The sequence below is a fragment of the Pseudomonas sp. SWRI22 genome (assembly GCF_014268395.2).
GTDB classification, from domain to species: Bacteria; Pseudomonadota; Gammaproteobacteria; order Pseudomonadales; family Pseudomonadaceae; genus Aquipseudomonas; species Aquipseudomonas paracarnis.
In genome coordinates this window covers 385,602-399,723 of record NZ_JABWQK020000001.1, presented here as the reverse complement: position 1 = coordinate 399,723, position 14,122 = coordinate 385,602, and the positions used below count along the sequence as shown (strand labels likewise).

Here is a 14,122-nt window from a genome sequence, read left to right as displayed (position 1 = left end):
ACAGGCTGAGGGCGGTGAACCCGCGCAGATTAGCAGATCATCGATGGCAACTGGCCCACACCTGGCGAATCAGGGCTTTGAGCTTGAGCGCCTCGGCCCAGCGATCGGTGAGTTCGCGGCCCTGTGCGTCGGTAATCGCATAGGGTGGCGGGCCCAACTCGCAAGTGAAGGACAAGCTCTGCGGGGTGTCAGCGCGGCCCAGCCAGTGTTCGATCCCGTAGCGCCACCAGCCGGTAAACCGCTCGACCCACTGTTGGTGCTGGGGAAAATCCAGACCAACCTGCACCTGTTCGCTGCTAGCAATGCGGCCATGAAAGCCCCAGCTGTGACGCAGGATGGTGCGTATCTGTTCGTCGTCTTCCACACTGCCGGGCTCGGGCAACTCGCGGCCAACCACGTAGTGGGAAAGGTCTGCGAGCAGTTTCAGATCGGGCATCTGTGCCAGCAGGTCGAGGGTGAACAATAGGTCGTTGGTGAGCCGGTAACGGTGGGTTTCCAGCAGGATCGGGAAGTCCACCTGTTCGGCCAGGCGTTGCCAGCCGTCGATCAGCCTGGCCGCCTCGGCCTGGGTACGCGGGCGCACGTCGGCTTGCAAGGTGAGGTGGTGACAGCCGTGACGGCTGATCACCTCCAATGCCCTGGCTAGATCTTCCACCGATTGCGGGAACAGTTGCCCTTCAATCTGCAAGCCCCTGGCCGTGGCCGCCGCGTGCAGGCGCTGCACCGATGCAGGTGCCCAGTAATGGTCGGTGATGCCGTCATAACCGGCGGCGGCGATGCGGTCCAGTTGCGCTTCGAGGCTGCCGGGCTCGGTTTGCATGGCCCACATCGATTGGAATACTAACAACTGGCGCATGGTCAGCCTCGCAATAACAGCTTCAGGAATTCCTCGGGGTCGGCCAGGCTGGCCGGGTTGAGCGGGATGTGGGCGGTGATCAAGCGCTCGCACAGCTTGACGTCCTTGGCTGCGCGGTTACCCAAGGCCCAACCACAGGCACCCTGCAAACGGTGACGGTCGTCAAGGTAGAACAGCAGCAGGCCACCGTCTGGCAATTCCCGGCGAACCATCAGCGCCGTCATCACCCCGACGGTGTGCAAGCCCCACGCGTATTGATCGGACCAGAAACCCGGGATCGTCTCGAACGCCAGCTCCCGCCCCAGCAGGTTCAACGCCGCGAGACGGCCCTGGGCTTCGGCGTTGCGCCAGGTTTCCTGGCGCTGATAAAGGCCCGCCAGGCGAAACTCGCACACATCCCCCGCCGCGTAGATATCCGCCGCACTGGTGCGCAACTGCGCGTCGACACGAATGCCCTGCCCGACTTCCAAGCCCGCCGCCGCGCCCAACTCGATGTTAGGCTGCATGCCAATGCCGACCACCACCAGGTCGCAGGGCAGCCGTTGCCCGTCGACCAGTTGCACGGCGTCGGCGTGGATGCACTCCAGGGCGACGTTCAAACGCACATCCACACCCTGCTCACGGTGCAAGGCCAGCAACGCGTCACTGATCACCGACGGCAAAACCCGCCCTGCCAGCCGTGGCCCGGCTTCCAGTAGCGTCACCTCGCAGCCCAGGCCCCGTGCGGTCGCCGCCACCTCCAAGCCGATAAAACCACCGCCGACCACCACCAGCCTGGCGCCAGGCTTTAATTCATTGCGCAAGACCAACGCGTCGTCATGGGTGCGCAGGTAAAACAGGTTGGCCTGCTCCTGGGGTAAGCGTCGCGCCCGGCCTCCGGTGGCCAGCAGCAGGCCGGCATAGGTCAACCATTGGCCATCGGCCAATTGCAGCCGGTGGTGCTGGGGCTCCAGGCGGCTGACCGGGTTGGCGGCGATATGCTCGACCCCGAGCGCCGCCAACTGCTGGCTGTCGCACAGGCTGCATTGCGCCAGGTCGCTCGAACCTTGCAGCAAGCCCTTGGACAACGGTGGCCGTTCGTAGGGCAGATGCGCTTCATCGCCGATCAGGATCAGGCGCCCGCTGTAGCCTTCTTCACGCAGGGTCAGTGCCGCACGGCCACCGGCATGGCCGGCGCCGACGATGATCAGGGGGGCGTTCATCCTTCGGCCGTGACGGCGAGCAGCACCCGCCCCGCATCCACCCGCACGGGGTAGGTCTTGAGGTTGACGCACACCGGCGCGCCCAAGGCCTTGCCGGAGCGGTAATCAAAGCGCCCGTTGTGCTTGGGGCACTCGATCACATGGTCCATCACCAGGCCGTCGGCCAGGTGGATTTTCTCGTGGGTGCACAGGCCGGCGGTGGCGAAGAATTCGTTATCGGCTGAACGGAACACCGCGTAGGTCTGCGCGCCGTGGTCGAAGCGCAGCACGTCTTCTGCTTCTATTTCGCCCACGGCGCAGACGTCGATCCATTGATCGTTCATACATTTATCTCCAATGACTGGCTCTTACTCTGTGGCGAGCGAGCTTGCTCGCGCTGGGCTGCGAAGCGGCCCTGGATTCGTCTGTACGGTGTAGGTCTGAAGGGTTATTGGGGCTGCTGCGCAGCCCAGCGGGAGCAAGCTCCCTCGCCACGAGTGGGGCGTTGGACGAAATAGCTGGGGTCGCTGCGCTGGCGCCAAATCGTCGGAATGATTTCCTGGTAGGCCTGCCACAAGTTGGCATACGGCGGCGGGCAGTCGCTGCGGATCTCTTCGTGCAGTTGACTGAGCGCGTGGTAAGGCACCATCGGGTACATGTGATGTTCGAGGTGGTAGTTCATGTTCATGTAGATAAAGCGCAGCACGCGGTTCATGTAGATGGTGCGGCAGTTACTGCGGTGGTCGAGCACATCTTCGGCCAGGCCCACGTGTTGGCTGATTCCAAACAGGTAACCGAGCCACGCGCCATAGAGGCTGGGCAGGCCCACCAGCATCAGCGGCAACCAGCTGTGCAGGTACAGCGCGGTGCCGATGATCAGGGCGTAGAGGCCGACCCAGATACGTGCATCTCGGTACACCTTGGGCCACTCTGATTCGGGGATGAAGTCCTGCTCCTGGGCGCTCATTCGCCCGAGCGCATGGCGGGCCACGCCGCTGAAAGTCTTCCAGGCCAGAGGCAGGTTGAACAGGCTGAGGGCCATCATCCATAAGCTTGGCGGGCGCGGTTCGACGATCTCCGGGTCACGGCCGACGACGATGGTGTCGGTGTGATGACGAGCATGGCTCCAGCGCCACACGTGGGGTTCGAAGAGGCACATGAAGCTCGCCACCTGATACAGCGCATCGTTCATCCAGCGGGTCTTGAAGGCGGTGCCGTGGCCGGTTTCGTGCCAGCGCGGGTTGGAGGCCGTACCGTAGAGCACACCGTAGGCGATAAAGAATGGCACGCAGGCCCAAGTGCCCCAGAACCAGTAGCCGCCGACACCGGTGGCCAACAACGTCGAGAACCACAGGGCGGTATCGCGCAAGGCCGGGCCGTCACGGCGTTGCATCAGGGCTTTCATGCGATTGCGCGGGATGGGCGACTGGTACCAACGGGCCGAGACCAGGCCCTTGTCGGCGGCGCGGGCCGCTTCGGGGCCGGTGAGGCTGTAGTCGCGCCGAGCGCGGTGAGCGGTGTGTCCAGGCATTGTTATTGTTCTCCGCAAGCGTGGGTTTCAGGGGCTTTGCGAAACCAACGATAGAGCGCGGTTAAATCACCCTCAAGGCCTTGAATCCATTCCCTATCAAGCTATCATCCAGGCCCAGCGGGGCTTGATAGTTTTCTATCAAGACGCTCAAGGGGCCTGCCATGCACAACAACAAACGCCCAACCATCGCCACCGTTGCCGCCCATGCGGGGCTCAGCGTAGCCACCGTCGACCGCGTGCTGAACGCCCGCGCGCCGGTGAACCCCGGCACGGCCGAACAGGTGTTCCAGGCCGCTGAAGCGGTGGGCTATTTCGCCGCACGGCTGATCGGCCAGCGCATTCGCGAACGTCGGCCCACCTACCGTTTCGGCGTGCTGTTGCTGGGCACAGCCCAAGCCTTTTATGCGCAGTTGGCCCACGCCATCAGCGAGGCAGCGCAGCATCACGCCACCGCCAACCTGAGCTGCCAGTTCGACTACATCAACGACCGCACGCCCTCCGCCATCGTCGCGCAAATCGAACAACTGGCCGTGCAGTGCGACGCCCTCGCGGTAGTCAGCTTCGCCCATCCGTTGATCAACGCCTGCCTGGCGCAGATCCGCACAGCGGGCGTGCCGGTGGTTGCCCTGCTCTCGGACATCCATGAACACGCTGCCGAACCCTATGTAGGCCAGAACAACCACGTGGTCGGGCGCACCATGGGCTGGCTGCTGGCGCGCACCTGCGGCGCACGCAAAGGCAGCGTGGGCATCCTGTTGGGCGGCCATCGTTTCCTCGGCCATCAGGCACGGGTCGAAGGCTTGCACAGCTACCTGGCCGAACACGCGCCGGGGCTCAAGCCGTTGGAGCCGCTGATCAACCTGGACAACTGCGACATCACCGAAGAAGCCACGCTCGACCTGCTCAGTCGCCATACCGATTTGCGTGGGTTATGCGTGGTGGGCGGTGGTGGCGACGGTGTGATCAATGCCCTGGCGCAACTGCCCAAGCGCCCGACGCTGTGCTGCATCCTGCAAGAGTCCACGCCCTTGTCGCGTCAGGCATTGAGCAACGGCTTGATTGATGTGGTGATGGACTCGCAGCCACGGCAGACGGCCGTGGCGCTGGTGGAGTTGCTGGTGCGCTTGCAGAGTGATGAGGGGTTTGACCCATTGAGGCACCGCGTGCATATACCGCCGCAGATAGTGACCCCGGAAAACCTGTGCAACTGATCGGTTTGGCTTGAGGTTTCAGCGCTCACGGAAATCGGCGGCGCTCAAGCCAAACCGACTCATCTTGTTGTACAGACCGCCTCGCGACACATCCAGTTGCTGTGCGGCCAGACGAATGTTGCCGCGGGTGCTGGTGAGCGCGGCGACGATGGCGTGCATTTCATGGCTGCTCAAATCCTGCGCGGGCTGGGGCTGGTAGGCGCGCAACGTGGTGCGTTGCGGGGTTTCCAGCGGCAATTCAGCCGATTGAATCAGCTCGCCCATCGCCAGGTTGGTCGCCCGCTCAATGACGTTCTCCAGTTCCCGCACGTTGCCCGGCCAGCCATGGGCTGACAGCAACGCCAACGCATCCGGCGCGAAACCTTGCACCGCTTTACGTAGCGAGCGGGCACAGCGCTGCAGGAAGTGCCGCGCCAGCAATGGGATATCGTCACGGCGCATGCGCAGTGGCGGCACGCTCAGGTTCAGCACGTTGAGTCGGTAGTAAAGGTCTTCACGAAACGCACCCTCGGCCACCGCCTGGCTCAGGTTGCGATGGGTGGCGGCGATGATGCGCACGTCGACTTGCCGCGATTGCTTGGCCCCGACGCGGGTGATTTCACCCTCCTGCAAAACCCGTAGCAGACTGACCTGGGCATCGAAGGACATGTCGCCGATTTCATCCAGGAAGATGGTGCCGCCATCCGCCAGTTCGAACTTGCCTGCCGCCCCACCCCGCGCCGAGCCGGTGAACGCGCCTTCGACGTGGCCGAACAGTTCGCTCTGCACCAGGTCCCGTGGGATCGCGCCGCAGTTGACCGCCACAAACGGGCCGTTGCAACGCTCGCTGGCGTTATGAATGGCCTGGGCAAACAGTTCCTTGCCGGTGCCGCTTTCGCCGAGGATCAAGGTGGTGGACTCGCTGCGACTGGCGATACGCCCCAAGTGCAGTGCGTCTTGTATGGCCCGCGAGGTGCCCAGGATGGTCTCGAAGGTATAGCGGGCCTGGGTGCCGATAATGCGCCGGGTAATCTCGCGGATACGGCGGTTTTCGCGCACCGACACGATCACCCCACCCTGCTCCAGTGGGCATACCGAAACCAGGCAGGCGAGTTGGCTGCCGTCGTGCAAGTGGAAGGTGCAATCGCGGTCGCGCACAGGCTCACCCAGCGCGTCGCTCAGTTCACTGCGGCCCAGGCGCTGGAAAGGACTGCCGATCAACTCACGCCCTACCCCGAACAATTGCCGCGCATAACGGTTGAGCGCCTTGATGCAGCCACGCTCATCGAGCACCACCAAGCCTTCGTTGAGCACTTCGAGTACGGCCTGTTGTTCTTCCAGCAACACCTGCAGCGCCATCTGCCGCGACACCGCTTCGGCCGCCGCTTGAACGGTGCCCAGGGTATGAAAATGAAACCAGCCGGGCTCGGCGGTCAGGGTGAGCATGGCCAGGGTCTGGCCTTGGGCATCTTTGATCGGCGCGGCGGCGCAGTGCATGTGGCGCTGGCGCAGGCCGCTGGCGAAATTTTCTTCAGCCAGCACATACACCAGGCGATCTTCGGCCAGGGCCAGGCCGGTGCAGTTGGTGCCTTGCACCGATTCGAGCAAGCGACTGCCCACCGGGGTGATGTCCAGCCCGCAAAAATACAGAGTCGTGCCCTCGGCATCCGTGAGGTTGATATGCCCCCGCGGGTTGTAAGCCAGCAATCCATGCATGACCTGCGCGGCGGCGGCGATCAGGGCGCGATGGTGGGCCAGGGTCGCCGCCAGCGCATGAGGCGCAACAAAGCGGTAGTCGCTGTTACCGGGCTCGATACCCGCCTCGACACTGCGTCGCCAGGAATCCCAGATGACTTGGCGTACGCCGTCGGGACGCAAGACTTGGCCAGCCAGGCATTGGCGCCACGCCTGTTCCAAGGCGGCAATGGGCCCGTCGTTCAGCGCGGCAGGCCCCAGGTTCGTGAGGTATTCGAGGTCTTGCACACTGAACGCCTGGGTCATTGCGGTTATCCATGTTCATATTTTCGACATGCCAGTATAGACATGTCACAAACATGAACACTTTTTGTTTAATTAAAATAATAACCCCATATAAATCAGCTAGTTATAAATTGGCACAGGCCTTGCTCCTGCCCCCATGTCACCCAGGACGGTCCTGGGGGCCCACAACAACAAAAGGGGTCGCTTCATGAGTACACAGAACATCCGCCTGGGCTTGATCGGTGCCGGCCGCATGGGCAGCTTCCATGGCCTTACCGCCGCACGCCACATCCCCGGTGCCTGCCTCGCCGCCATCGCCGATCCCGTCCCAGGCCAGGCCGCTCGCCTGGCAGCAGAACTGGGGGTGGACAAGGCCTACACCGACCCGCAACAGCTGCTGGACGACCCGGACATCGACGGCGTGCTCATCGCCGCCCCTGCCCGTAGCCACGCGGAGCTGGTGATCAACGCCGCACGCGCCGGCAAGGGTATCTTCTGCGAAAAGCCCATGGCGATTACCCTGGACGAAGCCGACCGCGCCATCGCCGCCGCTGCCGATGCACGGGTGCCCTTGCAGGTCGGCTTCAATCGGCGCTTCGCCAAGAGCTTTCGCACTGCGCACCTCGACGTCGTCGCCGGACGTATTGGCACGCCGCAGCTGCTACGCTCGCTGACCCGCGACCCGGCGCTGAACAACCCGGCCAACTCACCGCAATGGGTGATCTTCCTCGAAACCCTGATCCACGACTTCGACACCTTGCGCTACCTCAACCCTGGGGCCGAAGTGGTACAGGTGCAGGTGATGGCCGACGCGCTGATTGCCCCGCAATTCAAAAGCCAAGGTTTGCTCGACACCGCCGTGGTCACCCTGCGCTTTGACAACGGCGCCATTGCCACCGCCGAAGCCAGCTTCCAGGCCGTGTATGGCTACGACGTGCGCGGCGAAGTGTTCGGCAGCAAGGGCATGCTGAGCATGGGCAGCCTCAACGACTGCGACCTGGTGCGCTACCTGGCCGAGGGCATCCAGGCAGACACCCAGCGGATGGACACCGACCTGCTGCGCGACGCCTACATTGCCGAGCTCAACCACTTTGTCGACTGCCTGCGCAGCGGCGCCAAGCCCCTGGCCAGCGGTGAAGATGCGCGTGCAGCCCTGGCAATTGCCCGTGCCTGCATTGAGTCGTACCAAACCGGCAAGGCCGTGGTCGTTCAAGGAGCCCGCTGATGATGCCGTTCAAATTGGCCGTCAGTGCCGAAATGGTGTTCCTCGACCTGCCCTTCATCGAACGGGTCAAACGTATTCATGCCTTGGGCTTCAGCGCCGAAATCTGGAGTTGGGCCGACAAGGACATCAATGCCTTGGCGGCGACGGGCGCGGACTTCACCTCAATGACCGGCTACCTCACCGGCACCCTTACCGACCCCGACGGCATCCGCCAATTGCTCGACAGCGCCCGTGAGTCCCTGGGCATTGCCGAGCGCCTCAATTGTCCCAGCCTCAATCTGCATGGCACGGGCCTGGGTGAAGGCGGCCTACCCGTGCAGCCCGTCAGCCACACCACCGGGCGCATGTGGCTGAGCGCTTGCAAGAGCCTGGAAAAAATCGCGCGCCTGGGAGAAGACGCCGGCCGCGTGTTCCTGCTGGAAAACCTCAACACCGCCGTCGATCACCCAGGTACACCGTTCGCACGTGCCGACGACACCCTGGCCCTGATCGAAGCCGTCGGCAGCCCGCATTTGAAGATGAACCTGGACCTGTACCACGCGCAGATTGGCGAAGGTAACCTGATCGAATTGATCCAGCGCGCTGGCAGCGCCATCGGCGAAATCCAGGTCGCTGATGTGCCTGGACGCAAGGAGCCCGGCACGGGCGAAATCCACTACCCGGCCATTGCCCGGGCCTTGCACGCCATGGGTTACACCGGTGTGGTCGGCCTGGAGGGCTGGGCCAGCGGCGACAGCGAGTCGGCCCTGGAGCGTTTCCGTCAGGCATTCACCCTATAACAATAAAAGGAACAGCCTCATGCACCGTTATTCATTACTAGTGGCCGCGCTGTTGTTGGTGTTCAGCCAGTGGACCTTCGCTGCCTATCGCATCGGCGTGAGCATTGCCCGGGTGGACGATAACTTCATGACCTATGTGCGCACCGGCCTGGAGGCGGCAGCGAAACACCAGGACGTGCAGATCCAATTCGAAGACGCCCAGGGCGATGTAGTGCGCCAGCTCAATCAGGTCGAAGGCTTTCTCAACCAGAAAGTCGATGCGGTGATCGTGCTGCCGGTCGACACCGCCGCCACCGCCAACATCACCCGCGCAGCCGTGGCGGCGAAGACGCCGCTGGTGTACGTCAACCGCCACCCGGATGAGCGTACGCTGCCTGAGGGCGTGGTCACCGTGGCCTCCAACGACATCGAAGCGGGGCAATTGCAGATGCGTTACCTCGCCCAAAAACTGGGTGGCAAGGGCAACGTGGCGATCGTCATGGGCGACCTTGCGCAGAACGCCACCCATGCCCGCACCGAGGGGGTCAAACAGGTGCTCAAGGACTTTCCGGGGATCAAGATCGTCGAGCAACAAAGCGCCGAATGGCAGCGCAGCAAGGGAATGGACCTGACCAGCAACTGGTTGCTGGCCGGCACCCCGTTCAATGCCATTGTCGCCAACAACGATGAAATGGCGATTGGCGCGGCCATGGCCTTGCAGCAAGCGGGCAAGGCCAAGGGCGAGATTGCGATTGTCGGCATCGACGGCTTGCCCGATGGCCTGGCAGCGATCAAGCGCGGGCTGCTGGCGGGCTCAGTGTTCCAGGACCCCAAGGCCCAGGCTGCCCAGGCCGTACAAGCGGCGGTGCGGATGATCAAGGGCGAGCAAGTTGACGCGCAGGTGTGGGTGCCTTTCGAGCTGATCACGCCTGAGCAGGTGGGGGTGTTTGAGCAGCGCTACAAATAACTCGAACAATCAGCTGGATACTATCGAAGGCAGAAGCGGCAACTGTGGCGAGGGAGCTTGCTCCCGCTGGACTGCGTAGCAGTCCCAGCCTTTTTAAACAAAGAGCGGGGCCGCTTCGCGCCCCAGCGGGAGCAAGCTCCCTCGCCACGTGGTTATCGTATCAATCCAGGTCACTTGCATCATGGCGCTCGGGCAACTGATCATCCCCCGACACCCGGTTCACCCGCCGCCCACGCTGCACCGCCGGCCGCGCATCAATCGCATCCGCCCAGCGCATCACATGCTTGTATTCATGCACCGACAAAAACTCTGCCGCACCATACAAACGGCCTTTGACCAACCCACCGTACCAAGGCCATATGGCGATATCGGCAATGGTGTATTCATCCCCGGCGATGTATTGGCTGACCGCCAGGCGCTTATCCAGCACATCCAGTTGGCGCTTGGTCTCCATGGCGAAGCGGTTGATCGGGTATTCCATCTTGCTCGGCGCATAGGCATAGAAATGCCCAAAGCCGCCCCCCAGGTAAGGCGCGCTGCCCATCTGCCAGAACAGCCACGACAGGCATTCAGCCCGTGCGGCGGGCTCCGTGGGCAGGAACGCACCGAACTTCTCGGCCAGGTACTGCAAAATCGCGCCTGATTCGAACACGCGAATAGGTGTGGCGCCGCTGTGGTCCATCAGCGCAGGAATCTTCGAGTTCGGGTTCACCGCCACAAAGCCACTGCCGAACTGGTCGCCGTCGCCGATCTTGATCAGCCAGGCGTCGTATTCGGCGCCGCTGTGCCCCAGGGCCAGCAGCTCTTCCAGCAGGATCGTGACCTTCTGCCCATTGGGCGTGGCCAGGGAGTATAACTGCAGCGGGTGCTTGCCCACCGGCAGCGGCTTTTCGTGAGTGGCGCCGGCGATGGGCCGGTTGATGCTGGCGAAGGTGCCGCCGCTTTCGGTGTCCCAGGTCCAGACTTTGGCAGGTACGTACTCGGTCATAATCAATGCTCCAGAGGCGCTTGCGATCAACTAAGCGCTCCAGACTAAACCAAAGGTCGATGATTCGTCACACCTATCAGCATGGAAGATCCGGCATGAATGATCGACTCGACGACCTCCTCGCCGACCACTTGCACGTACTGTTCTGCGGCATCAACCCTGGCAAAGGCTCGGCAGCCCTCGGCCTGCATTTTGCCAATCGCAGCAATCGTTTCTGGCGCACCGTGCACCTGGCCGGTTTCACGCCCAATGAAATTCGCCCGCAAGACGGCGCCACCTTGCTGCACTACGGTTGCGGATTGACCACTTTGGTGGCACGGCCAACGGCCAGTGCAGGCGAGTTGGCGCGGCATGAGTTCCAGGACGCGGCTGCGGCGCTCGAACATAAAGTTCACCGCCATGCCCCGCGTTTCGTCGCGTTCCTCGGCAAGCCCGGCTATAGCGCACTGACCGGCCAGCGCGAGGTCGCCTGGGGTTTGCAAGCGCAGCTACTGGGTGACGCCTCTGTATGGGTGCTGCCCAACCCCAGCGGGCGCAACCTGGCGTTCAGCCTTGAGCAACTGGTGGAGGCGTATCGGCTGCTGCACAACGCCGTTGCGCAATCCAGGCCCGCGCCCTTAATCTCGTGAGCCCAACACCCTGTAAGCAATGGAGGCTGCATGAAACTGGTCGGAATGCTGGACTCGCCCTACGTACGCCGCGTGGCTGTTTCCCTGGAGTTATACGGGGTGGACTTTGTGCATGAACCGCTGTCGGTGTTCAGCACTTACGCTGAATTTGCCCAGATCAACTCGGTAGTCAAGGCCCCTTCCCTGGTGCTGGACGATGGGACGATGCTGATGGATTCGAGCCTGATCCTCGATTACCTGGAAGCGCTGGCGCCGGCTGACAAAAAGCTGCTGCCCCAACAACCGGCGGCACGCGCCCGCGACCTGCAACTGCTTGGGCTCGCGCTGGCGGCCTGTGAAAAAAGCGTGCAGATCGTCTATGAACACAACCTGCGCCCCGCTGAAAAATTGCATGCGCCTTGGCTTGAGCGCGTTACCGGGCAATTGCTGGCGGCCTATACGTTGCTGGACAAGCAACTGGCGGGCAACGAGGCGCTGACCCAGGCCTCCCTCACCGCAGCGGTCGCCTGGTCGTTCAGCCAGTTCACCGTGGCCTCGGTGGTGAAGGCCGATGCGTTCCCCAACCTCAAGCGCCATGCCGAACGCCTGGAGCAGCACCCGGCGTTCAAGCGTTACCCCATCGAATGAACTCGCCCTAATGTGTAGGAGCGAGCTTGCTCGCGAAAAACTCATAGACGCCGCGTTTACTCAGGCTACACGCGTTATCGTTGACGTTTTTCGCGAGCAAGCTCGCTCCTACAGGGAGCCCTGTTGGTGTCGCTACACCCACCCGCCGTCGACGATAAAGTTCTGCGCCGAGCACATCGCCGAGGCATCCGAGGCCAAAAACAGCGCCATGTTGGCGATGTGTTCCGGCATCACGCTGCCGGGCAGGCACTGACTGCGGGCGATGAGCTCCTTGGCGGCGTCGTCGACCCACATGGCCAGTTGTTTTTCGGTCATCACCCAACCCGGCACCAAGGTGTTGACGCGGATATGGTTGGGCCCCAATTCACGCGCCAGGGCTCGGGTCATGCCGTGGGCGGCAGCCTTGCTGGCGGCGTATACGGGGTAGCCGGCCGAGGCCATCATCCAGCCCACCGAGCCCAGGTTGATGATCGAGCCGCTACCGGCCTCCTTCATCATGGGCACCACCGCCTTGGCGGCAAAGAAGGCGTGCTTGAGGTTGACCGCAATGAGCTGGTCGAACATGTGCGAGTCGATTTCTTCCAGGCTGTGGCGCACATCGTTCGCCGCATTGTTGACCAGTACCGTGATCGACCCCAGGGAGTGCTCGAAACGCCCGATCGCCGCACGGTAGCCGATCTCGTCGGTGATATCGCAGCACTCGAACTCGACACTGTGCCCTTTGGAGTTCAGCAGCGCCGCCAGGCGTTCACCCTGGCTCTGTGCACGGTCCACAAACGCCACCTTGGCACCCTGCGCGGCGAAGGCCCGCACCATGAACTCGCCAATCCCCGAAGCCCCGCCGGAAACCAGCACGGTTTTGTCCTTGAGGTCGGGATAAATCGCTTGCTGGGTAGTCATAACAATCAGTGCTCCGCTTAATTAGTCTTATTTTATTTTGCAAGAACGGCGTTAAAGGCTATAAATCTGCTGTCATATCGACAAAATATCTCAAATTAGTAGAACTATTCCAGCAAAACAACAAAAGGAAGTTCGACCATGAAGCACCCTCGATACCTGCTGTCCGGCCTCGCGCTGTCCATGCTGATCGCCAGCGGCGGCGCGCACGCAGCCGGCCTTAGCAGCGAACACAAACCCTTCGGTAAAACCAACGATGGCACCGCCGTCGAACAGTACGTGTTGCGCAACAGCCACGGCATGCAAGCCACGGTGATCACTTACGGCGGTGTGCTGCAGTCGCTCAAGGTGCCGGACAAACACGGCAAGCTCGACGACGTGGTGCTGGGCTTCGACGACGTGCAAGGCTATCAAGGCGGTACCGCGTTTTTCGGCGCCACCATCGGCCGCTTCGGCAATCGCCTGGCCGGCGGCGCCTTCGAACTCGACGGCAAACGCTACCAGGTGCCGCTCAACGACGGCCCCAATTCATTGCATGGCGGCGCCCAGGGCTTCGACAAGCAGGTGTGGCAAGCCAAATCGGTCAAGGACAAAGACTCGGTGGGGGTCACCCTCACCTACCTGTCCAAGGACGGGGAAATGGGCTTTCCGGGCAACTTGAAGACCGAGGTCACCTACCGCCTCAACGACAACAACGAACTGCACATCGACTACACCGCCACCACCGACAGGCCCACGGTGCTCAACCTCACCAACCACAGCTACTTCAACCTGGCCGGCGCGGGCAATGGCGACATTCTCAAGCAGGTCGCCACCTTGCACGCCAGCCACTACACACCGGTGAATGCCACCTTGATTCCCACCGGCGAACTGGCGCCGGTCAAGGGCACGCCAATGGACTTCCTGAAGCCCACACCCATCGGCCAGCACATCAAGGCAGACCATCCGCAGCTTAAATTCGCCGAGCCCAAGCAAGGTGGCTTCGACTTCAACTGGGCGCTGGATACCAAAGGGGACGTCAAGCAGTTGGCCGCCGAGGTGCATGATCCTGAATCAGGACGGCGTTTGCAGCTCTACACCACAGAGCCCGGCGTACAGTTTTATACCAGCAACTTCCTCGACGGTTCGGTGAAGGGCAAAGGCGGCAAGACCTATCAGCATTGGAGTGGGTTTACTTTGGAGACTCAGCATTTTCCGGATGCGCCTAACCAACCGAGTTTTGCCTCGACCCGCTTGAATCCTGGGCAGACTTACACCCAACACACTATTTTCAAGTTCACCGCTGATTAAATT

At 62.3% G+C, this 14,122-nt stretch carries 14 protein-coding genes; 7 read left to right on the top strand and 7 right to left on the bottom strand.

The window, feature by feature from the left end; all coding sequences use genetic code 11:
• Positions 1-37: 37 nt before the first annotated feature.
• The 4 genes from HU730_RS01810 to HU730_RS01795 all read right to left on the bottom strand — a co-directional run bounded on the left by HU730_RS01810 (position 38) and on the right by HU730_RS01795 (position 3,568).
• Positions 38-856, bottom strand: a complete 819-nt coding sequence (locus HU730_RS01810; RefSeq protein ID WP_060765222.1) for a sugar phosphate isomerase/epimerase — start codon at positions 854-856, stop codon at positions 38-40.
• A gap of 2 nt (positions 857-858) precedes the next feature.
• The gene (locus HU730_RS01805) at positions 859-2,058 is read right to left on the bottom strand and encodes an FAD-dependent oxidoreductase (protein ID WP_060765223.1); all 1,200 of its coding nucleotides are present in this window, start codon (positions 2,056-2,058) and stop codon (positions 859-861) included.
• Positions 2,055-2,381 (bottom strand): MocE family 2Fe-2S type ferredoxin, encoded by a 327-nt coding sequence (locus HU730_RS01800; protein ID WP_034127287.1) that lies wholly within the window; start codon positions 2,379-2,381, stop codon positions 2,055-2,057. Before HU730_RS01800 ends, HU730_RS01805 begins: the two co-directional genes overlap by 4 nt.
• Positions 2,382-2,485: 104 nt before the next feature.
• Entirely contained in the window at positions 2,486-3,568 is a 1,083-nt protein-coding gene (locus HU730_RS01795; RefSeq protein ID WP_034127286.1) for a fatty acid desaturase family protein, read from the bottom strand.
• 161 nt (positions 3,569-3,729) lie between these two features.
• On the opposite strand from HU730_RS01795, the gene HU730_RS01790 reads away from it, so the two are divergent.
• On the top strand, positions 3,730-4,779 hold the full coding sequence (locus HU730_RS01790; protein WP_034127285.1) for a LacI family DNA-binding transcriptional regulator: 1,050 nt from the start codon (positions 3,730-3,732) through the stop codon (positions 4,777-4,779).
• An 18-nt stretch (positions 4,780-4,797) separates the two neighbouring features.
• Here HU730_RS01790 and HU730_RS01785 read toward each other — a convergent pair whose 3' ends face one another.
• Positions 4,798-6,759 (bottom strand): sigma-54-dependent Fis family transcriptional regulator, encoded by a 1,962-nt coding sequence (locus tag HU730_RS01785; RefSeq protein ID WP_034127284.1) that lies wholly within the window; start codon positions 6,757-6,759, stop codon positions 4,798-4,800.
• 187 nt (positions 6,760-6,946) lie between these two features.
• Here HU730_RS01785 and HU730_RS01780 point away from each other — a divergent pair, with 187 nt between their 5' ends.
• Genes HU730_RS01780 through HU730_RS01770 form a run of 3 tightly spaced genes read left to right on the top strand, consistent with a single transcriptional unit; the run spans position 6,947 to position 9,688 of the window.
• Positions 6,947-7,963: a Gfo/Idh/MocA family oxidoreductase gene (locus tag HU730_RS01780; protein WP_034127283.1), complete on the top strand. Its 1,017-nt coding sequence runs from the start codon at positions 6,947-6,949 to the stop codon at positions 7,961-7,963.
• The gene (locus tag HU730_RS01775; protein ID WP_034127282.1) at positions 7,963-8,742 is read left to right on the top strand and encodes a TIM barrel protein; all 780 of its coding nucleotides are present in this window, start codon (positions 7,963-7,965) and stop codon (positions 8,740-8,742) included. Before HU730_RS01780 ends, HU730_RS01775 begins: the two co-directional genes overlap by 1 nt.
• A gap of 19 nt (positions 8,743-8,761) precedes the next feature.
• Positions 8,762-9,688 (top strand): sugar ABC transporter substrate-binding protein, encoded by a 927-nt coding sequence (locus HU730_RS01770; RefSeq protein ID WP_034127281.1) that lies wholly within the window; start codon positions 8,762-8,764, stop codon positions 9,686-9,688.
• A 160-nt stretch (positions 9,689-9,848) separates the two neighbouring features.
• Here HU730_RS01770 and yghU read toward each other — a convergent pair whose 3' ends face one another.
• Positions 9,849-10,676: a glutathione-dependent disulfide-bond oxidoreductase gene (gene yghU, locus HU730_RS01765; RefSeq protein ID WP_034127280.1), complete on the bottom strand. Its 828-nt coding sequence runs from the start codon at positions 10,674-10,676 to the stop codon at positions 9,849-9,851.
• Positions 10,677-10,771: 95 nt separating this feature from the next.
• Between yghU and mug the strand changes: the two genes are divergently transcribed.
• Both mug and HU730_RS01755 read left to right on the top strand, forming a co-directional pair.
• Positions 10,772-11,305, top strand: coding sequence for a G/U mismatch-specific DNA glycosylase (gene mug / locus HU730_RS01760; RefSeq protein WP_186527275.1), 534 nt, complete (start codon positions 10,772-10,774; stop codon positions 11,303-11,305).
• A gap of 30 nt (positions 11,306-11,335) precedes the next feature.
• Complete coding sequence (locus HU730_RS01755; RefSeq protein WP_186527276.1) at positions 11,336-11,932, top strand: glutathione S-transferase family protein; 597 nt, start codon at positions 11,336-11,338, stop codon at positions 11,930-11,932.
• 132 nt (positions 11,933-12,064) lie between these two features.
• On the opposite strand, the gene HU730_RS01750 is transcribed toward HU730_RS01755, so the two are convergent.
• Positions 12,065-12,832: an SDR family oxidoreductase gene (locus tag HU730_RS01750; protein WP_054918730.1), complete on the bottom strand. Its 768-nt coding sequence runs from the start codon at positions 12,830-12,832 to the stop codon at positions 12,065-12,067.
• Positions 12,833-12,970: 138 nt separating this feature from the next.
• On the opposite strand from HU730_RS01750, the gene HU730_RS01745 reads away from it, so the two are divergent.
• Positions 12,971-14,119, top strand: a complete 1,149-nt coding sequence (locus HU730_RS01745) for an aldose epimerase family protein (protein ID WP_096144711.1) — start codon at positions 12,971-12,973, stop codon at positions 14,117-14,119.
• Positions 14,120-14,122: the final 3 nt, after the last annotated feature.

What these genes read in the sequence shown, in the direction of transcription:
- HU730_RS01810 (WP_060765222.1), bottom strand. Translation starts at nt 856, where the DNA reads ATGCGCCAGTTGTTAGTATTCCAATCGATGTGGGCCATGCAAACCGAG.
- HU730_RS01805 (WP_060765223.1), bottom strand. Translation starts at nt 2,058, where the DNA reads ATGAACGCCCCCCTGATCATCGTCGGCGCCGGCCATGCCGGTGGCCGT.
- HU730_RS01800 (WP_034127287.1), bottom strand. Translation starts at nt 2,381, where the DNA reads ATGAACGATCAATGGATCGACGTCTGCGCCGTGGGCGAAATAGAAGCA.
- HU730_RS01795 (WP_034127286.1), bottom strand. Translation starts at nt 3,568, where the DNA reads ATGCCTGGACACACCGCTCACCGCGCTCGGCGCGACTACAGCCTCACC.
- HU730_RS01790 (WP_034127285.1), top strand. Translation starts at nt 3,730, where the DNA reads ATGCACAACAACAAACGCCCAACCATCGCCACCGTTGCCGCCCATGCG.
- HU730_RS01785 (WP_034127284.1), bottom strand. Translation starts at nt 6,759, where the DNA reads ATGACCCAGGCGTTCAGTGTGCAAGACCTCGAATACCTCACGAACCTG.
- HU730_RS01780 (WP_034127283.1), top strand. Translation starts at nt 6,947, where the DNA reads ATGAGTACACAGAACATCCGCCTGGGCTTGATCGGTGCCGGCCGCATG.
- HU730_RS01775 (WP_034127282.1), top strand. Translation starts at nt 7,963, where the DNA reads ATGATGCCGTTCAAATTGGCCGTCAGTGCCGAAATGGTGTTCCTCGAC.
- HU730_RS01770 (WP_034127281.1), top strand. Translation starts at nt 8,762, where the DNA reads ATGCACCGTTATTCATTACTAGTGGCCGCGCTGTTGTTGGTGTTCAGC.
- yghU (WP_034127280.1), bottom strand. Translation starts at nt 10,676, where the DNA reads ATGACCGAGTACGTACCTGCCAAAGTCTGGACCTGGGACACCGAAAGC.
- mug (WP_186527275.1), top strand. Translation starts at nt 10,772, where the DNA reads ATGAATGATCGACTCGACGACCTCCTCGCCGACCACTTGCACGTACTG.
- HU730_RS01755 (WP_186527276.1), top strand. Translation starts at nt 11,336, where the DNA reads ATGAAACTGGTCGGAATGCTGGACTCGCCCTACGTACGCCGCGTGGCT.
- HU730_RS01750 (WP_054918730.1), bottom strand. Translation starts at nt 12,832, where the DNA reads ATGACTACCCAGCAAGCGATTTATCCCGACCTCAAGGACAAAACCGTG.
- HU730_RS01745 (WP_096144711.1), top strand. Translation starts at nt 12,971, where the DNA reads ATGAAGCACCCTCGATACCTGCTGTCCGGCCTCGCGCTGTCCATGCTG.